Genomic DNA, 19,775 nt, shown 5'->3' with positions numbered 1-19,775 from the left:
CCCACTGGTGGTAGCGCGGGAAGAGCAGGGTCTCCTTGCGGGTCTTCTTGCCGGTGTCCGGATCGCGCTTCTCGGTAATCCCAAGGTGCATGAACCGGTCGAGGATCTCCAGCCAGGTGTCGCGGGCGAGGATGGTCTCCCACAGGTAGGCGGCGGCCGAGCCGTTCGGGTTGGGCGGGTTGCCGGCGTGGTGGCCGTTGCCGCGGTTGAAGGGCAGGAACAAGGTGTCCTGGCCTGCGAGCCGGGTGGTCATGTGCACTTCGGTGTTGGACACCGCGAAGTGCACCAAGGCGCGGGTGGCAAAGCCGAGCAGCGGCTCACCCTTGGGCAGGCGGTCCTTCTTGTACTGCTCGATCGCATGCTCCACCGACTGTGTGAAGTCGGTCTTGAGCTCGGCCGTGGCCACTGGGATGCCATTGACGAAGAACACCAAGTCGATGGACTTCTTCGGGCTGGACTTGGAGTAGTGCACCTGCCGCATGACCCTCAACCGCACGGCTTGATACTTGGCGGCGGTGGTCGCGTTGAGTCCAGAGTTGGGTTTGAACTGGCACATCGCGAAGATGGCGTTGAAGTCGCTGAAGCCCCGTCGCAGTACGGCAAGGGTGCCGCCGTCGGCCTTGAGATCAGACGACAGCGCTTTGGCGAGGCGCTGCAGGAGCGCGGACTTCGACTTCTCCTGAGCCGCGGGCGGGTCCGCGGGCTTGACGCGCTTTTCCCACTCGTCGGACTGGGAGTGCTGCAACCACCAGAACACGTCCTCCGGGAACAGGGCGAGCTCGCGGTCGTACCCGGAATCGGTGGGCGAGTACTCCCAGCCGTGCGCAGCCAGATGGGCGCAGATCTCGTCCTCGAGCACGGACTCGTGATGCTGGGCCATGACTACCCAGCCTCCCTCACGTCGATCTTCCCCGTCACGGCATTGGTGATGAGGGCAGATCGGTACTCGCGCAGGGTGTCGATCGTCTCCGTTGACTTTGTGATCAACGCATCGATGTGGGCACAGCGGGAATCGAGAAATGAGACTATTGAAGCTTGTTCTTCCTTGGGTGGGAGTAGTAGTGCGATACTACGAATATCATCGAGGCTGAGCTGCACTTTGGTTCCCCCATACGCCTGTTCCTTCAGTTGCCGTTGGCCGACTTCGGACAACATTGCGTAGCCGACGTAGTTCGGATCGAGGCTCGATCCAGCAAGCCGAGCGAGGGCGACGTGTTGACTGACGAAAGCTCCAACGTGGTGTTTGTCGACCACGGCAACTGAACCCAAGTAGGCGGTGATGGAGAACAGTAAGTCCCCTTCCCGCGTCATAGTTCGGGAGCCTTCGGCGTGCAACGGCACAGAAACCCGTTGCACGCTTGAGTCGTCGAAACCGATGGAACCGCGGGTCAGGTTGCCAATACGGATGAAGTAGTCGCCATCGTCAGAATAATGCTGCGCCCAGCCTCGTGACCCACTGGTTACTGTCGAGACATTCCACTTCAGTTTCGTCTCTTCCCAATGGATCGGAAAAGTGTCGATCCATCCAGAGGTTGATTTCACCAGCTCGCAGCTTGGATCCAGGCCCTTTGTGACTGCCTGTGTGATGGTTGCGGCGCGGTCCTCGCGCAGGTTGGCGACGAGCTGTTCCTGTTTGTCGATCAACACATCGATTTTAGCGGTTTCGTGGTCGAGGAACTCGACAATCTTATTTTGGCAGGACGTTGGAGGGAGAAAGACTGTGCAGGCAGAAACGTCGCCCATGTATATTCCGGGCTGAGCCGAAACCTTGGTCGATAACGCAAGCTGATCTTGGAAATGCTTGCTTTGTGTCGCATACATTAAATAGTGCGAGTTGATTCTCGGTGATGGACGTAAAAAGCACACGCTACGCTGGAAGGCGTATGGGAAATCAAACTCATACACGCATGAGCGGCCGATCGTTCCAACGATTGTCAAAAGGACATCGCCGCGAGCGGGGTAGCCGCCAGCGGTAATCGATGCATGGTCGCTTTGGGAAATTAGGCTTTCGGCGTCACTCACCGTCAAGCCTTTATTTTTAACATTCTTAGCGCTGAGTAAAGGGACGCCTTCCGGCACTCTATCGAATGAGCCGTGAGTGCCATCCTTAATCCCGTCGAGGATCCTTGAAAGGCGCACGCTAAGCCAGCCAGCGGGCGTGGCGGTGGGACCCGGGTTGCTAATTTCTTGGCCAGTCGATGGCAGCCGGTTTGTCACGCGCCCACCTCTGCGAGCATGGCCTGGATCTCCGTCACAAGTTGGCGCAGGTCTTTTTGAATCTCTTCGAGGGGTCGGGGCGGGGTGTAGCGGTAGAAGTGGCGGGTGAAGGGGATTTCGTAGCCGATGCGGGTCTTATCGTGGTCGATCCACGCATCCGGTACATGGGGTAGGACCTCGCGGGCGAAGTAGTCCTCGATGTTCTCGGCCAGCGGGACGTTTTCAGTACCGCGAAGCGAGGCGTCGGGCTCGGGATTGCCCTTAGTGGTGATGACGTCGGCCTCGGGATCGTGTTCGCCGATGGTCGTCCAGATGGTCTTGATGACCGGGGCGCTGACCTTGGTCATGCCCGCGGACTTCAGGGCTGCTTTGAGTTCGGTGACGAAGGCGTCGCGGTTGGTCCACGAGCGGCCCGAGAGACCGGCGAGGGCGTTGCGGACGGCGTCCTGGTCAGGCGCAGGGAGCTTGGCGATCGCCTTAGTCGCGAGCACGAGCTCGGCCGTTTCCTCGGTGATGTGGAACCGCAGCTGTAGAGGGCGTTCCACCGTGATGGTGCGGTATCCGAACTCCGAGTTGGCGAACACTTTCGAGAGGGCGGGCGCCTCGTCGTCGTCGTTGTCTTGGTTTTCGAAGCCGCCGTAGAGTTCGCAGATCTTCTCGATGTCATGCGGGCGCAGTTCCTTGCGCTTGGAGCCCAGCGATTTGCGCATCTTGCCGAACATCTCGACCGCGTTGATGAGCTGGACCTTGCCCTTGCGCTCGTCGGTCTTGGCGTTGTCCAGGATCCAGATGTAGGTGGAGATACCGGTGTTGTAAAACATGTCCGTCGGCAGCGCGATGATCGCGTCGAGAAGGTCGTTCTCGATGATCCACTGCCGGATGTTGGACTCGCCGGAGCCGGCGCCGCCGGTGAACAGGGGCGAGCCGTTGAGGACGATCGCCAGCCGGGAGCCCTTGTCGTCCGGCGAGCGAACGGGCCGCATCTTGCTGATCAGGTGCATCAGGAACAGCAATGAGCCGTCGGAGACCCGCGGTAGGCCGGGACCGAAACGCCCCGCGAAGCCCCGCTGCTCGTGTTCGTCCTTGACCGCCTTCTGCTGTGTCTTCCACTCCACCCCGAACGGAGGATTCGACAGCAGGAAATCGAAGTGCTCGCCGTGGAAGCCGTCGTCGGTGAGCGTGTCACCGTTGTAGATGTTGTCCACGCCCTGGCCCTTGATCACCATGTCCGACTTACACATGGCATACGAGCGCGAGTTGACCTCCTGGCCGTACAGCACCGGCTTGGCGTCGGGGTTCATGTCCACTAGGTGGTCGTAGGCCACCGAGAGCATGCCGCCCGTACCGGCTGCGGGGTCGTAGATGGTGCGCACGATGCCGGGGGTGGTGAGCTCGAGGTCCTTGTCGGCGTAGAGCAAGTCGACCATCAGCGAGATGACCTCGCGCGGCGTGAAGTGGTCACCGGCCTGGGCGTTGTTGGACTCGGCGAACTTCCGGATAAGTTCCTCGAAGATGTAACCCATGTCGTGTCCGCTGACCCGATCCGGGTGCAGGTCCACGTTCGCAAAATCCTTGACGATAAGGAACAGGCGGTCCTTCTTGTCCAGGTCCTCGATCAGTTCGGGGAGCTTGTAGCCGTCGAAGACGTCCCGGATGTTGGCCGAGAATCCCTCGATGTAGTCGATAAGGTTTTCCGCCAGCCCCGCCGGGTCTGCGGCGAGCTTGCTGAAGTCCCACACCGAGGTGTTGAAGAACGGGAGCCCGAACTTTGACCGCAGAACCACGAACGGGTCGATGCCGCTGTCCTGCAACCTGGCGTGCTGGGTGAGCACTTCCGCCTTGGTGGGCGCGAGGATCGCGTCCAGGCGCCGCAGGATCGTGAACGGCAGGATCACATCGCCGTACTGATTGGGCTGGTAAGGCCCCCGCAGCTTGTTGGCGATGGACCAGATGAAGGCGGCGTTGGTAGTGGGCAACTCGGGTAGTTCCTTAATCGAGGATGGTTGACGGTCTAAACGTAGTGGTCGCTCACGGCGTCCGTGGTCAGGCCACACCGCGGAGATGCTCGGGCGCTCGAGCCGAGGTCGCCGACGACTTGATCTATTCCGACTCGGGCGTCCGCCACCTCCTCAAGGCCCCGGATCGGCTTAGAGCACGCCCTGGGCAACCTCGAGGACTACAACGGGCTCATCGACCCGCGCCGACTCTCTCAGAACGCTGAGAGCGGCGCCCAATGAACCAGGCGCCTTACTCATGCATTCGCTGGTTCCGCCATTGGGCCCAACCAAGGCGGGGGTGCGATCTAGTTCGGGTCCATCGTGGGGTTGCCGTTCTCGTCGAGGTAGCGGGGAGAGATTTGGCCCGTCTCTTTGTCGAACCAGATCGGGTTGCCAGCTTCGTCGTAGTAACCGCAAGTCGCGGCCGGGCCTACGCACCCGTCAGCCCGCGGCGGATCGACATATTCGGCCTCATGCGCCGACCCGGGGGCCGGTCGGCCGCAGTTCACGGTGTCGGCGACGATGGAGCCATCTGACATGACCGCGGCGTTGGCCTCCCAACACTGAACGAACCGCGGCGGACCGTAGGGGTCGAAGTCCTCCGGGGCCATGAACGGCGGCCTCACCGGGGCAGCGGCAGCGGGGGTCGCTGCCGGGGTCGTAGGGTTCGCCTGAGCTGTGGAGCTCGGCGGGGCGCTGGTTGGGCTGGTAAAGGTCGAGCTGCTGGTTGTAGTCGACGAGCTCGACGGTGTCGAGCTGCTGACCGTCGAGCCAATGGTGCTCTCCGCCGGCTGCTCCCCTCCGCTAGAGCTGCAACCCGATAGTCCCGCAACCAGCAATACCGCCGTCACCGCACTGGTAATCGCCTTCATTCCGCACCCTCCGCTAAGAATGGGTTTAAGTTTACGGCTGAGTGTCCTCGGTACATTCAGATCGGGTGATCAGGATGAAGAATGGGACAGTGGCAAAGGTCGCGGCAGCTCCGCTACTTCTGGTGGCCTCGATGGTGGGGAGCGGCTGCGCAGAGTGGGACGCCGCGGTGAATCGGGAACTCCCGTCTGTTGACTCGGGGCGTCAGACTGAGGTCGAACCCCCGGCAGATCCGTCGCCGGTGGAAGAGCAGACCAACGCGATGCGGGGCGAGAACGGTATTCCGACTCTGGACGCCAGCGAGAAGCTCCGAGATAGTGCCTGCGCAAAAGCGGACGACATGCTCGCGAGGGACTACTGGGGGCACCACGCGCCTGATGGCACCGGCGACCCGTTCATGTTCATCCGTGAGGCCGGTGTCGATTACTACACGGCTGCAGAGAACCTATTTTACTCAACCTCGGGCGGATCCGATCCGGTCGACAGCTGGATGGACAGTCCCGGTCACAGGGCGAACATCGTCAACCCGGACTTCACCAGGGTGGGCGTCTGCGTGCGGACGGCTGCGTACCAGGGCTTTCCCGAGGCTCATCTCCATGTTCAGCACTTTGCTACTCCGATATCGGAGAGGTAGTTGATACCCCGAGTCCGGCGAGAGGGTGTGTGAGCTCGCGACGCGGGTGACGGCGAGGGAGCGCCAGTCGGGTCGAATCAGTCTGACGCCGCATCAGTGCGATGGTGGCTCGAACAGCGTCACTCGAGGGGGCTTAGAGTGACAGTGTGAACCTGGAGATGGTCATCAACGACGCGACCGGCGCGTTCGTGACTACTGTCGGCACCGAGGCTCGCGCCGATGCTTGACCCCTCTGTCCTGCGACGAGATCTCGAAGAGGCGCAGGACCGTTTCGAGCAGTATCGGGCGTCCGTGACCACGATGATCGAAGAGCGCGCTGCTGGCGAGCTGTCGCGAGCCCTTGAGGTGATCCTCCCCGACCTGGCCTTCTACGAAGGTCAGGCCGTCGCGGCGGCTGTGGCGCTCGAACACCTCGCCGTCGACGTATCTTCCGTGCCAAAGGTGCTTGCCGACGAGCTCGTGGAACAGCAAGCCGCGCGACGCAGCAGGGAGTACCTGGCAGGGTTCGCCAAGGTGCTCGCCCCAAACAAATCAGCACGGGCCGAGGTAGGCCGCGCCAGCGACTGGGATCAGCTGGCAGTCCGGGTTGTTTCGCGCGTGAATCGGTCCGCCCACAGCCTCCATTGCCACAACGTGAGCGTCACGAAGACCCCGGTGCAGGCGACCGCACCGGTCTTTCTGTGCTTATAGCTGGCCACCATGGCGCACACGAGCGAAGTACTGGCCATGCCGGTCAGGGCCAGGACCATCGGTTCGGACTTGGGGTCCCGAGACCAGGACTCTTCGCCCAGGATTGCTTGTGTCGCAAACGACTTCATGTTGTGAGCGGGCGGGGTCATCACTGGGTTGAGTGCAAACCACGCGCCGATCGGCACGTACAACCACCACAGGCGAGTCCACAGGGGGACCAGCAGCAGTGGGGCGCTCAGGAGCCTCGACCATGCACTGACTGGATGAGCGTGCCGCCGGAACATGCGGGCGTAGAAGCCGTCCTCGGAAGCCACGAATCCAGCCTTGCACCTCGGTCGCCGGAACGGCTACTGAATCACGACTCTCCTCCGGATGGTCGACGGCGAGACCCGGCACACCGTGGGGCTTCTAGTCCCGGTAGGCGAGTAGCGCGGCGTGGGGCCGATGACCGGGATCGTGTCGACGCTCCCGATGGGTGACTGCAAACCCTGCACGGCGAACGGCGTCGATCATCGAGGTCAGGGGCCAGGAGAAGGCAGGCGCCACAGCATGGGGAAACTCCTCGACTTTTTCTCCGTCGAAGAACGCAAGGAGCAGGCGACCTCCCGGTGCCAGTGACGCTCGCATCGTCGCCAGTGCCTCGGGGACGTCTCCGGGGTCGAGGTGGATCAGTGAGTACCAGGAGAAGATTCCGCCCAAGGGGCCCGGCACGTCGCACAGATCGTCAAATGTCCCCTGACGGAACTGCACCTGCGGGTAGGTGCGCTGTGCGTGGTCCACGAACTCCGGCACGGGGTCGATTCCCTCGGCTGTGACGCCGGCGTCGGAGAGGTAAGCGGTCCAGTGGCCTGGACCGCACCCGATGTCGACGACGCGACCCGTGCAGTCGCGAGCCCAGCGGGTGACCAACTTGCGGTCCTCAGGTGCTGTGGTGTCGATGTCACCGAGTAGGTCGATGTACTCGTGTGCGCGGGCGGAGTAGGCGTAGTGCACCGTATCCGCGTTGCCTGGTGCGTGTGACTGCCCGTTCATGCGGGGCCAGGGAGTACCAGGCCTGTTGTCGGACTCCACGTGCTCCTCCACCTTCCTCCTCAATGCACTGGCTGATGGGGCAAGGTACGTGCTCGGGCGTGGTCGCCGCTAGAACGCCGGTGTGTCGCGCCACGCATAACCGCATGGTGACCCCAGGTGCGCGGACACTACACCGGGCAACTCGATCGTCCCCTGGTCTGCAGTCAGAGCTGATTGACCCGGATGAGGTTCCCCGAAGGATCGCGTAAGGCGCAGTCGCGCACCCCGTAGTCCTGGTCTGTGGGTTCCTGGACGATGTCGGCGCCGGCGGCGTCCAGGCGTTCGAACAGCCCGTCCAGGTCGTCGGTCCCCAGAGTGACCGCGCCGTAGACGCCCTCGGCGATGATCTCCCGGTTAGCGTCGGAGACAGTCGACGATCGGTCACCGGGAGGAACTGATGACGAAGAGAAGTGACGCGGCGGGGGAGTTCTCCGCCCAGGAACGTGCGGCGATGAAGGAGCGCGCCGCAGAGCTGGAGGCGGAGGCGAAGCGCGCGAAGGGCGCGGAGAAGGCTGCTGCGGACGAGGCGGCACTTCTGGCCAGGATCGAGGAGATGCCCGACGGCGACCGGCAGATGGCCGAGCGACTGCACCAGATGGTCGCCACCATCGCGCCGGACCTGTCACCGAAGCTGTACTACGGGCAACCCGGGTACGCCAGGGCCGGGAAGGTGGTGGTCTTCTTCCGCAGCGGGCAGATGGACAAGGAGAGGTACTCCACTTTCGGTGTGAGTGCTCAGGCCGCCCTCGACGACGAGAGCGGGCTCTGGCCGACCGCGTACGCACTGATCGACCCGACAGAGAAGGCGTGGGAGCAGCTCGGCGAGATAGTGCGCCGGGCGGCGGGGGATAACTCGGCATAGCCGCTCGGCGACACCACTTCTCGTTCCCCGCCGGGGCCCGGACCAGCTGGAGATCAGATGGCCCGAGCCGCGAAGCTGTCCTGACGACACGCTGCGTGCGTTCATCTCCGAGTGGATGGCTCCCGTACTGAAACCGCTCCACTGGGAAGGATCGCGGGGACCACGCCCGGAGGGTCCGATACACTCCCCGTCATGGCCTGCTTCACCACATTGATTCGGGACCGTCGCTTCTAGCGGCGGATTCCCTCCTGTAGGACGCTTCCGCCGCTCCGCGGTCCAGCCGGGCGGCGCTTCTGCATGCCCGGGCGCACTCTCTACATTCGGAGCGTCTACACATGCCCACCTATCGGGGCGGCCGGCACGAGCACGGCCAGAACTTCCTCACTGACACCACCGTCATCGACGAGATGATCGACATCGTCGCCGACACCTCGGGGCCGATCATCGAGATCGGGCCCGGGAGGGGGGCACTGACCACCCCGTTGCAGTCCCTGGATCGCCCACTCACGGCGGTGGAGATCGACTCCCGGACGGTCGAGCATCTCCAGGGTGCGCTCGCTACAGATGTTGAGCTTGTCCACGCGGACTTCGTGCGGTGGCCGTTGCCGACGACTCCCCATGTGGTGGTGGGCAACCTCCCGTTCCACCTCACCACCTCGATCCTGCGGAAACTGCTCCATTCCCCGTCCACGACGACGGCCGTCCTGCTGGTCCAGTGGGAGGTCGCGCGTCGGCGAGCAGGCGTCGGGGGCGCGACCATGATGACCGCGCAGTGGTGGCCGTGGATCGAGTTCACCCTGCATCGCCGGGTGCCCCGCCGCGCCTTCCGGCCGGAGCCGACCGTCGACGGCGCACTGCTCGTCCTGTACCGGAGGCCTCGTCCTCTTCTCGCGGACCAGGACCGTGGTGCTTACCGCCGGTTCGTGCACGACGTCTTCACCGGACGCGGCCGGGGCATCGCCGCGATCCTGGCCACCGTGGTACACCCGCGGCGCAGATCTGCAGTCCGCGGGGTCGTCGCCCGGGCGGGCGTCGCGCCGGATGCCCTGCCCAGGGATCTCACCGCGCAGGACTGGGTCGCGTTGTACGCGGCACTGGGGCGTCAGAAGTGAGGCGGGTGCCGATCTGCTCCGGACCCCAGCCCCCGACTCGGTGCCCGTCACCGCGGCGCGGGGCTGTGCGGGGCTATGCGGGGCGGTGTGCTCCTTCCGGCCCGCCGACCGGGCACCTCAGGCAAGGATGGCCCTATGACACCTTCTGCAGTGGTGGCGTGGCGATGATCGAGGTGCGCCCGGCTGAGCGATTCGATGACGTGGCTGTTCTCCTGGGGCCGAAGAAGAACCCGGACGCCTCGGTGTGCTGGTGCCTCAGCCACCGACTGGACTCCAAGACCAACACCTCGCTGACGGGTCCCGCCCGGGGCGAGTACGTCCGCGACCTGTGCGGGCGGGACACCGCACCGGGCGTGCTCGCCTACCTTGGGCCGGAACCCGTGGGGTGGGCGGGAGTCGCTCCGCGCCGCGACCTGCCGATCGCGCGATCACGAGTGGTGCCGACAGTCGACGCTCAACCTGTGTGGTCGATCTTCTGCATCCGGGTCCGCCCCGGGTATCGGGGGCAGGGAGTGGCGCGGGAGCTGGTCGAGGGTGCGGTCGGGTTCGCGCGCGACCACGGCGCACCCGCCGTCGAGGCGGTACCCGTGGACAACGGTGCGGAGAAGGTCAACCTGACGATGGCGTTCGTGGGGTTCCGCTCCCTGTTCGAGCAGGCGGGATTCGTCAAGGTCGCCGCCACGACGTCGGTGGCGGGGGGCTTCCCCCGGATCGTCATGCGTCGTCAACTCGACTGACGCCCACAATCGCCACCCAGCTGCGCGGTCAGGGGAAAGGGTGCGAGAGCCCGCGGCGCGGCGATAGGCTTCTCGCTACCGCCACCTCGCGAGCAGCGGAGGACGACCATGGGGACGCTGGGCTACACCGCGACCATCTCGCTGGACGGCTATGCCGCCGACGCGAACGGCGACTTCGACTGGACCGCGCCCGGCGGGGACCTGTTCAGGTTTCACGTGGAACGCATGACCTCGGTGTCGCACGAGGTCCTGGGGCTGAACACCTACCAATTGATGACCTACTGGGAGACTCCTCCCGACGACGAGTCGTGGAGCCCCGACGAGCACGAGTTCGCTCGCCGCTGGAAGGACCTGACGCGCATCGCGGTGTCCTCGACGATGACCGAGGCGGACCTCGTGTCCGACCGGGACCGCCTTCTGCCGCGCCTCGACATCGCCGGGCTTCAGCAGATCGTCGACGACGCCGCGGGAGAGGTCGAGATCTTCGGACCCACCACGGCGAGCGAGGCGATCAGTGCCGGGATCGTCGACCAGTTCAGGTTCTTCATGGTCCCGAGGGTGGTAGGTGGCGGCCTGCACGCGCTACCTCCGGGTGCCGAGCTCGACCTGGAGCTGGTGGAACACCGTGTCTTCGACAACGGGGCCGTTCTCCTGCACTACAGACGTCGAGAGATCCAGCGGAGCAGCTCGCTCACCGGTGGATCCGGGCGAGCTGCTCGGCGATACCCGCCACCGACTCCCGGTCCATCCCCAGAAACCCGGAGAGCATTCGCCCCACGGGGATCGAGCCCACCAGCTGCTCGATCGAGGCTCCCACGGCGCCGCTCGCCTCACCGGCGTTCGCCGCGAGCGGGCGGAACACCTCGTCGAGGATCAACCGGGCGTCGGGGTCCGCCATCGCCTCGGAGATCGTGGAGTCGAGGTCGATCCGGACCGGGCGCGGATCCCCGTCGATCGGCACGGAGACCTCGATCCGGATGTCCCGGCTGGAGGCCGCGGCCGCGAAGACGTACTCGCCACCCTCCACCAACCAGCTCCCGGCCGGCTCGTCCCAATAGGCGAGGTCCCGGCGTTCCACAACGACATCGAGCTGTCCGCTCTGTCCGGGATCGAGCTCGATATGGCCGAATCCCACGAGCTCCCGTGGCGCCCGGCTGCGCACCGAGGCCGGCAGCGAGGAGTAGATCTGGACGACCTCGCGGCCCCGGTACGACCCGGTGTTGTGGATCTCGACCCGTGCCGTCCACCCGTTGTCCCCGGCCACGACCGTCAGGGACCGGTAGTCGAAGGACGTGTAGGACAGGCCGTGTCCGAAGGGGAACCGCACCTCCCGCCGCCTGTGGTCGTACCCGCGGTAGCCGACGAAGATGCCCTCCCCGTACCGGACGTGCGAGTCCACGGCGGGGAAGTTGTCCCAACTGGGGGCGTCCTCGATCCGCAGCGGGACGGTCTCGGCCAACCGTCCGGACGGGGTGGCGTGGCCGTAGAGCACCCGCGCGAGCGCCCGGCCTCCGCCCTGTCCCAGCAGCGCCCCGGACACGATCGCCGTCGCGTGGGGAACCACCGGGGACAGGTCCACCACGGAGCCGGCCGACAGGATCACCACGATCCGGTCCTGCACCGCGGCGACCGCCTCGAGGAGGCGGAGCTGGTCTCCCGGCAGATCGATGTGCTGCCGGTCGACGCCCTCGGACTCCTGGTCGTCGGTCAGACCGAGCATGAGGACGGCCACCTCGGCATCGGACGCGATTGCCACCGCCTCGGCGAGGAGCAGGTTCTCGTCGTCGTCACCACCCCCGACGCCCGTGGCATGGGTGACCCGGGCGTCCCCGGCTATTCGCCTGATCTCCGTCAGTGGCACATCGACCCGCGTGGGGGTGACGTGCGAGCTGCCGCCTCCCTGGAAGCGCGGTTCGCGGGCGAAGGCGCCGATCACCGCGACCCCGGTGGCCGGTGAGAGGGGAAGGAGGCCGCCGTCGTTGGCCAGCAGCACGATCGAGGACTCCGCCGCCTCCCGCGCGAGGTCGTGGTGGGCGGCGTGGTCCACCGGTGCCGCGCGATGCGCTGCGCCGGACTGCACCGCCTGTGGCCCGTTCCGGGCCCGCACCGCCAGGCGCGCCACGGCCGTCGCGGCCCGCAGGGCGTGGGCCCGGTCGAGCTCGCCCCCCTCGACGGCCCGGACCACGTCGGCGTCGTCGAGTCCGGCGGGTCCGGGCATCTGCAGGTCGAGCCCGGCACGCACCGAGGCCACCCGGTCCACCACGGCGCCCCAGTCGCTGATGACCGCTCCGTCGAAACCCCACTCGTCCCGCAGCAGCTCGGTGAGCAGCCACCTGTTCTCGGAGGCGTAGACACCGTTGAGCTTGTTGTAGGCCGTCATCACCGTCCACGGCCGGGCGTCCCGGACCACGCGTTCGAACGCCCGCAGGTAGATCTCGCGCAGCGGTCGGGGGTCGACGTCGGAACTCGCCCGCATGCGGTCGTGCTCGGAGTTGTTGGCGGCGAAGTGCTTGAGCGACGCCCCGACGCCGCCCGACTGGAGGCCCGCGACCACCTGCCCGGCCATCACACCGGTCAGGTGCGGGTCCTCGCTGAAGTACTCGAAGTTGCGGCCGGCCCGCGGGTCGCGCTTGATGTTGATCCCCGGACCCAGCAGGACCCCCACCCCGGCGGCCACGGCCTCGGCGGCCAACGCGGACCCGATCCGGCGGGCCAGGGCGGGGTCCCAGCTCTGCGCCAGCCCCGCGGCCGGGGGGAAGCAGGTGGCCGGGTCGCTCGCACTGAGACCGAGATGGTCCGATGCGCCGGACTGGAACCGCACCCCGTGCGGGCCGTCGGTGAGCACCAGCGCGGGCACGCCGGGGAGCTCCTCGGTGCGCCAGAACGACGCGCCGCTGCCGAGCGCGGCCTGCTGCTCGAGATCCAGACCCAGATCGGGTCCGAGGTCCTCGACCTGCTGATCGGCTGTGTCCGGTGACCCCTCGGTGTCTGATGCCATGTGGTGATCCCGTCCTGGTGCGTTGTCCAGTTGTAGCACGGGGCGCCCGGCAGGAATTCGGGCATGTCAGCCGGTGTCACAGCCGTAGAGGGCAGTGGCTGTCCGTCCTGACCATCATCTCGCTCATCCTGGCGCCGGAGACCAGCACGAAGTCTCTGTATTCCTGACCCGCGAGTCCATAGGATGGGCGCGTATGAACGCAGTCCCCAGGGCCCTGCTCGGGTTGTTGCTCTTCAACGGGGTCTCCGCGGTCGGCGGTGGACTCGCGCTCATGACCGGTGTGATCCCCGACGAGCCGTCGTGGATCGAGCACACCGACTTCGCCATCCTCTACTTCCCGGGCGTGATCCTGCTCGCGCTCGTCGGCGAGGGGCGTCGGACGGAGCCGGGTGAGATCGACGACGACGAGGTCCGCGGACCCCGCCGCATCGCCGGATTCCGGGAGCGCGCCGGGGCGTGCGCTCAGCGTGAGCCCCTCCCGGACATCGCCCGGAAGACGTTCAGCGCCCCGAGCACGATGAGCGAGATGCCGAGGAGCCACCACAGGAAGCCGGCGCCCCACACGGGGGTGCTCAGCAGGGAGACGCCGGCGAGGACCGAGATGATCGCGAACACGATCGTCACGCCCTTCGCCCCGGACTCACCGAGGGTGAACAGGGCGGTGAACCCCTCGATGATCCACATGACGCCGATCATCACGGTGACGAAGACGGCGAGGAAGGCCGCGGACTGCTGGAGCGAGGCGAAGGCGTAGGCGCCGGCGAGGACCCACAGCAGGCCCAACAGGACATGGCCGACGCGACTTCCCGTCCCGTGGCTCTTGGCGAGCAGGCCGATGGAGACGTAGACGACGCCCGCGACGATGGCGTAGAAGGCGAGCACCCCGGTGATCGCGACGGCGGTCTTGGCGGGCCAGAGAAGAACGGCGATGCCGAAGCCGATGGCGAGGAGGCCACCGATCACCAGCGCGAGGCGAACGCTCTTGGCGACCTGGGAGGCGGTGGCCTGGGGGGCGGTGGATCGGGGGGCGGTGGACGTGGTCATTCCGGGGACCTCGCTCGGGAGAGGCGGACGATCGCGGTCGCGATCAACGGAGTTTAATCTAGCCTGGTCGGGCCGTCGGCGGGGTGGGTTGCCAGGTCGCCCGACCTCGGGGCGACGGCGAGCACCACTTCGCCGGCCCTCCGGCCATCCCAGAGCGGAGTCCTCCCGCGTTGTTCATCCGGCGTTCAGGCGCACGGAACTGGGGGAGAATCCTGAAGTGTCATGGTGGACCGTCGCGGATCACCGTGACCAGTCGACATCTGAGGAGTTCACAGCACAATGACCACGACCGCTCGAATCGGTACGCGTTTCCTGACCCGGGCAGCCGCCCTGGCGGTCGCCGGCGCCCTCACGCTCACGGCGTGCGCCGAGCCGGACGACGGAGGCGAGACCACGGCGAGCGGGGACGGGGTCACCGGCACGGTCACCCTGTACACCTCCGAGCCCCAGGCGAAGATCGACGAGATCATCTCGGCCTTCAACGAGGAGCAGCCCGACATCACCGTCGAGGTGTTCCGCGCCGGGACCGGTGACCTCCGCGCCCGGATCGCGGCGGAGCAGGCCACGGGGCAGATCGGCGCCGACGTGCTCCTGGCCGCCGACGTCCCGACGTTCGAGGGCCACAAGGAGCAGGACCTGTTCCGCGAGTTCACCCCGAGCGAGCCCGACGCGCTCGTCGAGGTCGCGGTGGACCCCGACGGCTACTACGTGGGGACGCGGATCATCCCCACCGTGATCGCCTACAACACGAACGACGTCGACGAGCCGCCGACCTCCTGGGCCGAGCTCACCGAGCCGGAGTACGCCGAGCGGATCGTCCTGCCCAACCCGGACATCTCCGGCGCGGCCGCGTTCAACGCCTCGGCGTGGAGCCTGCACCCGGACCTCGGCCCGGAGTGGATCCAGGCGCTGGGCGCGAACACCCCCCAGGTCGCCGAATCGAACGGTCCGGTGGCCCAGGCCGTCGCCGAGGGATCGCGTCCGATCGGAATCGTGGTGGACTACCTGGTGCGCGACCTGGCTGCGGCGGGGTCGCCGATCGGGGTCAGCTACCCCGACGAGGGGGTCCCGTACATCACCCAGCCGGGCGCGGTGTTCGCCGACGCGCAGGACCCGGAGGCGGCCCAGCTGTTCCTCGACTTCGTCGTCTCCACGCGTGGCCAGGAGATCGCCGTCGAGCAGAACTACCTGCCGGTCCGCGACGACGTGGGCACTCCCGAGGACGCACCGTCGCTGGACCAGATCGCGCTGTTCGACCAGAACCTCGAGGCGATCGCCCAGAACCAGGCCGCCGCCGTGTCCGCGTTCAACGAGGCGATCCGCTGACGCCACGCGTCCGCCCCCGACCCGACCCCCGATCCCGCCTGTGACCCTGCCGATCCGGATCGTCCTCTGGTCCTCGCTCCTCGGGATCGCCGTCCTGCCCCTGGCATTGGTCGTCTCTCTCGGGTTCGGGGCCAACCACCTTCCGCTCCTGCTCGACGGTGGCATCGTGCAGGCCGCGGTGAACAGCGTGACCACCTCGCTCGCGGCGGCGGTCGGGGCGGTCGTGATCGGCACGGTGATGGCGTTCCTGCTGGACCGGACCGACCTGGCCGGGCGCAGGCCGCTCAAGCTGCTGCTGCTCACGCCGCTGTTCGTGCCTCCGTTCATCGGCGCGATCGCGTGGACGGGCCTGGTCACCCGGGGTGGACTCATCGACCGCACGCTGGGGTTCGCGCCCTGGGACTTCTACGGGTTCTCGGGCGTGGCGTTCCTCCTGACGCTGCACGCCTATCCCATCGCCTACTTCGTGGTGGCGGCAGCGCTGCGCAGGATCCCCGCGGACCTGGTGGAGGCCGCACGCATGGGTGGTGCCACACCCCTGCGGACGCAGCTGGATGTGACACTGCCGCTCATCCGTCCGGCGATCGCGGCAGCGTTCACGCTGACCTTCGTCAGCAGCATCGGGGACTTCGGCATCCCGATCATCGTGGGCGTCCCCGGCGGCCTCGACACGCTGTCGACGATGGTCTACCGCTACCTCGAATCCGGGACCGTGGACTCCCCGCTCCAGGTGGTCTCGCAGATCGGCATCATCCTGCTGGTGCTGGGCGTGATCGGCACGATTCTCGATCGTCGGATATCGAAGCGGGTCGTGGAGTTCGGCGGGTCCGGGCGGGAGTTCGACACGATGTCGCTCGGGCGGTCGCGTGCCGGGGTCTCGGCTGTGGCCTGGGTCTTCGGCCTCGTCACCACCGTGGCCCCGCTCGCGGGCCTCGTGGTCAGGTCCCTCCTGCCGGCGCCGGGGGTACCGCTGACCTTCGAGACGATGACGCTGGGCAACTACGAACGCGTGCTCACCTCCGCACAGACGATCAACGGTGCCACCAACTCGGTGGTCCTCTCGATCGGGGCCGGGGTCCTCTGCGGGATCCTCGGTCTCGCGGTGGGCCTGTTCACCACGCGGCTCGCCCGGGCCGACCGTGAGCCGATGCTGCTGACGGTGCTGCTCCCGCAGGCCGTCCCCGGCCTGGTCATCGCCACCGGATGGCTCATCCTCGGCCGGTACACCGGGCTCTACAACACCGGATGGGTGATCCTCGGTGCCTACATCACCGCGTTCGCGGCGATCGTGGTCCAGACGGTGCGCGGCCCGCTGGCCGGCATGCATTCGTCGATGGAGGAGGCCGCCAGGATCGGCGGGGCGGGCCCGTTCCGGGCGCACCTCGACACGAGCGTGCGCTTGGCCTTGCCGGCCGCGGGGATCGGCGCGATCATGGTCGCCGTCACGGCCGTGCGCGAACTGACGCTGTCGGTCCTGCTCGTCTCGCCGGGGACGCAGACCCTCGGTGTGGTGATCTTCCAGTACCAGCGGGCCGGCGACGTCAACGCCTCGTCCGCGCTATCGGTGATCCTCATGTTGGTGGGCCTGGTGGTGCTGGCGCTGTTCGGGTCCCGGTTCACCAGGCCCGACTCGGAGACAGGGAAGCTGAATGTCTGAACTCGACGCCACAGGGGTGGATGTGCGCTTCGGCGCCACGCGTGCCCTCGATTCGGTCGACCTCCACGTGGACGCCGGTCGGATCCTGGCACTCGTCGGCCCGTCCGGTTCCGGCAAGTCGACGTTCCTGCGGGCGGTGGCCGGCTTCGTCACACCGGACGCCGGCACCCTCCGGGTCGGGGACCGTGTGCTGGTGGGCGACGGGATCATGGTGCCGCCCGAGCGCCGGGGGCTGGGCATGGTCTTTCAGCACCACGCGGTGTGGCCGCACATGAGCGTCGCCGAGAACGTGGCCTACCCGCTCAGGCGCGCCCGGTGGAATCGGACGGATCGTGAGGCGCGGGTGGCGGAGGTCCTCGAAACCGTCGAACTGGGTGACCTCGCCGACCGCGCGCCGGACACCCTCTCGGGCGGCCAGCGGCAGCGGGTGGCCCTGGCCCGGGCGCTCGTCGCGCGGCCCGCCGTGTTGCTGCTCGACGAGGCGCTCTCGGCCCTGGACGAGCCGTTGCGGGCGAGCCTGCGGTTGATGCTGCGCCGGCTCGCCGCGGAGTACGAGCTCACGATGGTCCACGTGACGCACGACCGTGACGAGGCGCTGGCGATCGGTGACCAGGTCGCGGTGCTCAACCGGGGTCGGCTCGTGCAGGTGGGGTCGCCCGCGGAACTCGACTCCTCGCCGAACAGCGAGTTCGTGGCGCGCTTCCTGCACGACGCGACCTGCGTGGCCGGCAGCATGGGCGACGGCCGGTTCCGCTCGGACGACGGCAGGGTGAGTGTCCCCCTCGAGGCGCTGGACTTCCCGTCCGGACGCGTCAACGGCCCCGCGCACCTCGCGCTGCCTCCCGACGGCGTGGAGCTCGTGGATCAGCCCGCCGGCGACGGTGTCCTGCCCGTCGAGGTGGTCACCAGCCTTTACGGGCGTCGTGGCCGTACGGTGATCTGCCGGTCCGGCGACCTCGAGCTGCGCGTCTTGACCTCGGGGGTGGACGAGACGTCGCCGACCCCGCGCGGCGCGCGGGTGAGGCGCGGGTTCGTCTACCCCAGGGTGCTCGAATGACCTTGAAGGCGACCAGTTGGTCCGCAGCGGTCCGGGAATGCTCGCGTTGTATCCGTGGAACCGATCTCCGGTTCTTCGGCGAGCTGATTGCGAAGTATCCCGTGGGCGCTCTCGTGAACTGAGAGTTGGATACCGCGGAGACCGCAACTGCGCGAGTTCGAATCCAAAAATGTTCAGTCTCCGGAGATCGCCTCGGCTGCCCTCTCGTCGCGACTATCCTGGCACGGAAGAAGTCACTCAGTAGCATTCCTATCTATCCAGTTGCGCAGTGCTTCTGTAAGGGCTTCGTCGGCAGTCAGGTCTGGGACCGCAGCAGCGGCCCGATCGAACTCCGAATTAAGGTCAGGTGCCACCTTCGCTCGTACTGGCTGACGTTGAATAGGCACATCACGAGAAGTAGGAGCGACTCTCAGCGCCACGCACGCGTTCTCGAGCTCTTCAAAAAGCTGCCGGTAGTTCTCATGAGTCGGAATGATTGGTTCACCCTTCTCGAACCACTTGAGCAGTCTGTTATTGGCCGATTTTTTGCAGATGCCGCGCCCGTGGCCAAAGTCGTTCCGCATCCGTCCGAGTTCTTGTATGAACTGCGAATTAATGTCGTTGACAGAGCAGCCATGAATTCCCGCGAGCTGCTTGCGAAATAGGTCTTCCCACTCCGTGTAGAACGAAACAATCCACTGGCCCGCAAAGCGCTTCAAGGTCAGGGCCTTGTCGGCTTGGTCGTCCCCGATCATTAACTCATCAAATGTCAGGATCCCTGGGTCGGCCATTGCAAGTATGGCAGAGAAACTGAGAGTGGTCGCGGAGACTTCGTTTGTTGGGTTCATCGTATCGAGGTCTAAATAATCCGGGAGGTCGGCATCCTTGCTAAATGAGCGGCTATAGTCTTGTCGTCGCTGATCAATAAGGCTCATTATTCCCCGGTGCCCGAGACGGGACACCAGCACCGAGAGCTTCAACTCTAGCTTCATGTCGAGCAGTACTTCGTCGACAGTTATATCTGCATCCGTATTGAGGGCTTGAATCTGTGAACGCACTGTTTGAAGCAGATCAAAATAGCTGTGGATCGGAGCTAGCCGGTCGTCATTCGGCTTCAATTCTCTTGCTGCTGTGACAGCTGGCTCCAGCGCCTCGTGCAACGATGTGCCCGCTGGTGGTGGGTCGGTGACCCATGCACTGAGTAGCGCATCGGTTGCTGCCTTGATGGCGCCCGGCGCTTGCCTGGGGGAGGGGAACCGCTCGGCTTGTTGCATCAGTCGGATTGTGGGTGTCATTGGAATCAGTATCTCGTCGAGGACCATAGTCCACCGATCGATGGCTTGCTGTGTCGTCATGCCCGTGGAGGATACAGTTGCTCCCAGGCCTCCCGGTGAGTTACCAAGAATAAATCCTGACGCGATAACGTCGCGGAAGGGGTGGGCGGAATATGGTGTCTCAGTTCGTTTAAACCCGACGCCGACTGGAAAATTCGGTGAAAATACTGACGGCAAATTATCGTGCTCT

16 protein-coding genes and 3 pseudogenes are annotated in these 19,775 nt (G+C 65.9%); 9 read left to right on the top strand and 10 right to left on the bottom strand.

Annotated features, from left to right (window positions below; all coding sequences use genetic code 11):
• From ABD250_RS12020 to ABD250_RS12005, 4 genes are all read right to left on the bottom strand, one after another.
• Nucleotides 1–880: type I restriction endonuclease (locus tag ABD250_RS12020; RefSeq protein WP_344392460.1), on the bottom strand; the 880-nt coding region annotated here is incomplete at its 3' end.
• 2 nt (nucleotides 881–882) lie between these two features.
• Nucleotides 883–2,217, bottom strand: a complete 1,335-nt coding sequence (locus ABD250_RS12015) for a restriction endonuclease subunit S (RefSeq protein WP_182657873.1) — start codon at nucleotides 2,215–2,217, stop codon at nucleotides 883–885.
• Complete coding sequence (locus tag ABD250_RS12010) at nucleotides 2,214–4,193, bottom strand: type I restriction-modification system subunit M (protein WP_182657872.1); 1,980 nt, start codon at nucleotides 4,191–4,193, stop codon at nucleotides 2,214–2,216. The genes ABD250_RS12015 and ABD250_RS12010 overlap by 4 nt, the downstream gene beginning before the upstream one ends.
• Before the next feature lie 326 nt (nucleotides 4,194–4,519).
• Nucleotides 4,520–4,825 carry a hypothetical protein gene (locus ABD250_RS12005; protein ID WP_182657871.1) on the bottom strand — a complete coding sequence of 102 codons (306 nt, stop codon included), beginning with the start codon at nucleotides 4,823–4,825 and terminating at the stop codon, nucleotides 4,520–4,522.
• Between the two features lie 335 nt (nucleotides 4,826–5,160).
• Between ABD250_RS12005 and ABD250_RS12000 the strand changes: the two genes are divergently transcribed.
• Both ABD250_RS12000 and ABD250_RS11995 read left to right on the top strand, forming a co-directional pair.
• Nucleotides 5,161–5,718, top strand: coding sequence for a CAP domain-containing protein (locus tag ABD250_RS12000; RefSeq protein WP_241730475.1), 558 nt, complete (start codon nucleotides 5,161–5,163; stop codon nucleotides 5,716–5,718).
• A gap of 219 nt (nucleotides 5,719–5,937) precedes the next feature.
• On the top strand, nucleotides 5,938–6,408 hold the full coding sequence (locus ABD250_RS11995) for a hypothetical protein (protein WP_344392456.1): 471 nt from the start codon (nucleotides 5,938–5,940) through the stop codon (nucleotides 6,406–6,408).
• An 86-nt stretch (nucleotides 6,409–6,494) separates the two neighbouring features.
• On the opposite strand, the pseudogene ABD250_RS18100 reads toward ABD250_RS11995, so the two are convergent.
• From ABD250_RS18100 to ABD250_RS11985, 3 genes and pseudogenes are all read right to left on the bottom strand, one after another.
• Nucleotides 6,495–6,722 (bottom strand): annotated as a pseudogene (locus ABD250_RS18100) (DUF6653 family protein); the annotation flags it as partial.
• 94 nt (nucleotides 6,723–6,816) lie between these two features.
• The gene (locus ABD250_RS11990) at nucleotides 6,817–7,440 is read right to left on the bottom strand and encodes a class I SAM-dependent methyltransferase (protein ID WP_182657868.1); all 624 of its coding nucleotides are present in this window, start codon (nucleotides 7,438–7,440) and stop codon (nucleotides 6,817–6,819) included.
• Nucleotides 7,441–7,643: 203 nt separating this feature from the next.
• A pseudogene (locus tag ABD250_RS11985) lies at nucleotides 7,644–7,829 on the bottom strand (VOC family protein); the annotation flags it as partial.
• A 47-nt stretch (nucleotides 7,830–7,876) separates the two neighbouring features.
• On the opposite strand from ABD250_RS11985, the gene ABD250_RS11980 reads away from it, so the two are divergent.
• From ABD250_RS11980 to ABD250_RS11965, 4 genes and pseudogenes are all read left to right on the top strand, one after another.
• The gene (locus tag ABD250_RS11980; RefSeq protein ID WP_182657867.1) at nucleotides 7,877–8,341 is read left to right on the top strand and encodes a DUF1801 domain-containing protein; all 465 of its coding nucleotides are present in this window, start codon (nucleotides 7,877–7,879) and stop codon (nucleotides 8,339–8,341) included.
• 335 nt (nucleotides 8,342–8,676) lie between these two features.
• Entirely contained in the window at nucleotides 8,677–9,453 is a 777-nt protein-coding gene (erm, locus tag ABD250_RS11975) for a 23S ribosomal RNA methyltransferase Erm (protein WP_182657866.1), read from the top strand.
• A gap of 164 nt (nucleotides 9,454–9,617) precedes the next feature.
• Nucleotides 9,618–10,190 carry a GNAT family N-acetyltransferase gene (locus ABD250_RS11970; RefSeq protein ID WP_182657875.1) on the top strand — a complete coding sequence of 191 codons (573 nt, stop codon included), beginning with the start codon at nucleotides 9,618–9,620 and terminating at the stop codon, nucleotides 10,188–10,190.
• 108 nt (nucleotides 10,191–10,298) lie between these two features.
• A pseudogene (locus ABD250_RS11965) lies at nucleotides 10,299–10,859 on the top strand (dihydrofolate reductase family protein); the annotation flags it as partial.
• A gap of 22 nt (nucleotides 10,860–10,881) precedes the next feature.
• Here ABD250_RS11965 and ABD250_RS11960 read toward each other — a convergent pair.
• Together ABD250_RS11960 and ABD250_RS11955 are read right to left on the bottom strand one after the other, a co-directional pair.
• Nucleotides 10,882–13,188 carry a glycoside hydrolase family 3 C-terminal domain-containing protein gene (locus tag ABD250_RS11960; protein WP_344392453.1) on the bottom strand — a complete coding sequence of 769 codons (2,307 nt, stop codon included), beginning with the start codon at nucleotides 13,186–13,188 and terminating at the stop codon, nucleotides 10,882–10,884.
• Between the two features lie 462 nt (nucleotides 13,189–13,650).
• Nucleotides 13,651–14,232 carry an HdeD family acid-resistance protein gene (locus ABD250_RS11955; RefSeq protein ID WP_182658131.1) on the bottom strand — a complete coding sequence of 194 codons (582 nt, stop codon included), beginning with the start codon at nucleotides 14,230–14,232 and terminating at the stop codon, nucleotides 13,651–13,653.
• 279 nt (nucleotides 14,233–14,511) lie between these two features.
• On the opposite strand from ABD250_RS11955, the gene ABD250_RS11950 reads away from it, so the two are divergent.
• Genes ABD250_RS11950 through ABD250_RS11940 form a run of 3 tightly spaced genes read left to right on the top strand, consistent with a single transcriptional unit; the run spans nucleotide 14,512 to nucleotide 18,272 of the window.
• Nucleotides 14,512–15,558: an ABC transporter substrate-binding protein gene (locus ABD250_RS11950; protein ID WP_182658130.1), complete on the top strand. Its 1,047-nt coding sequence runs from the start codon at nucleotides 14,512–14,514 to the stop codon at nucleotides 15,556–15,558.
• A 40-nt stretch (nucleotides 15,559–15,598) separates the two neighbouring features.
• Complete coding sequence (locus ABD250_RS11945) at nucleotides 15,599–17,215, top strand: ABC transporter permease subunit (protein WP_182616912.1); 1,617 nt, start codon at nucleotides 15,599–15,601, stop codon at nucleotides 17,213–17,215.
• Entirely contained in the window at nucleotides 17,208–18,272 is a 1,065-nt protein-coding gene (locus tag ABD250_RS11940) for an ABC transporter ATP-binding protein (protein WP_182658129.1), read from the top strand. Before ABD250_RS11945 ends, ABD250_RS11940 begins: the two co-directional genes overlap by 8 nt.
• A gap of 233 nt (nucleotides 18,273–18,505) precedes the next feature.
• On the opposite strand, the gene ABD250_RS11935 is transcribed toward ABD250_RS11940, so the two are convergent.
• The gene (locus ABD250_RS11935; RefSeq protein WP_182658128.1) at nucleotides 18,506–19,606 is read right to left on the bottom strand and encodes a hypothetical protein; all 1,101 of its coding nucleotides are present in this window, start codon (nucleotides 19,604–19,606) and stop codon (nucleotides 18,506–18,508) included.
• Nucleotides 19,607–19,775: the final 169 nt, after the last annotated feature.

This window comes from Dietzia cercidiphylli, assembly GCF_039531545.1.
Lineage (GTDB): Bacteria > Actinomycetota > Actinomycetes > Mycobacteriales > Mycobacteriaceae > Dietzia > Dietzia natronolimnaea.
The sequence above is the reverse complement of the archived record's forward strand: the minus strand, read 5'-3'. Positions and strand labels throughout refer to the sequence as shown.

Excerpts from the sequence above, each read along its gene's own strand:
- ABD250_RS12005 (WP_182657871.1), bottom strand. The coding sequence starts at position 4,825 with ATGGCCCCGGAGGACTTCGACCCCTACGGTCCGCCGCGGTTCGTTCAG.
- ABD250_RS11955 (WP_182658131.1), bottom strand. The coding sequence starts at position 14,232 with ATGACCACGTCCACCGCCCCCCGATCCACCGCCCCCCAGGCCACCGCC.
- erm (WP_182657866.1), top strand. The coding sequence starts at position 8,677 with ATGCCCACCTATCGGGGCGGCCGGCACGAGCACGGCCAGAACTTCCTC.
- ABD250_RS11940 (WP_182658129.1), top strand. The coding sequence starts at position 17,208 with ATGTCTGAACTCGACGCCACAGGGGTGGATGTGCGCTTCGGCGCCACG.
- ABD250_RS11980 (WP_182657867.1), top strand. The coding sequence starts at position 7,877 with ATGACGAAGAGAAGTGACGCGGCGGGGGAGTTCTCCGCCCAGGAACGT.
- ABD250_RS11990 (WP_182657868.1), bottom strand. The coding sequence starts at position 7,440 with ATGAACGGGCAGTCACACGCACCAGGCAACGCGGATACGGTGCACTAC.
- ABD250_RS12000 (WP_241730475.1), top strand. The coding sequence starts at position 5,161 with ATGAAGAATGGGACAGTGGCAAAGGTCGCGGCAGCTCCGCTACTTCTG.
- ABD250_RS11960 (WP_344392453.1), bottom strand. The coding sequence starts at position 13,188 with ATGGCATCAGACACCGAGGGGTCACCGGACACAGCCGATCAGCAGGTC.
- ABD250_RS11995 (WP_344392456.1), top strand. The coding sequence starts at position 5,938 with ATGCTTGACCCCTCTGTCCTGCGACGAGATCTCGAAGAGGCGCAGGAC.
- ABD250_RS11970 (WP_182657875.1), top strand. The coding sequence starts at position 9,618 with ATGATCGAGGTGCGCCCGGCTGAGCGATTCGATGACGTGGCTGTTCTC.
- ABD250_RS11935 (WP_182658128.1), bottom strand. The coding sequence starts at position 19,606 with ATGACGACACAGCAAGCCATCGATCGGTGGACTATGGTCCTCGACGAG.
- ABD250_RS11950 (WP_182658130.1), top strand. The coding sequence starts at position 14,512 with ATGACCACGACCGCTCGAATCGGTACGCGTTTCCTGACCCGGGCAGCC.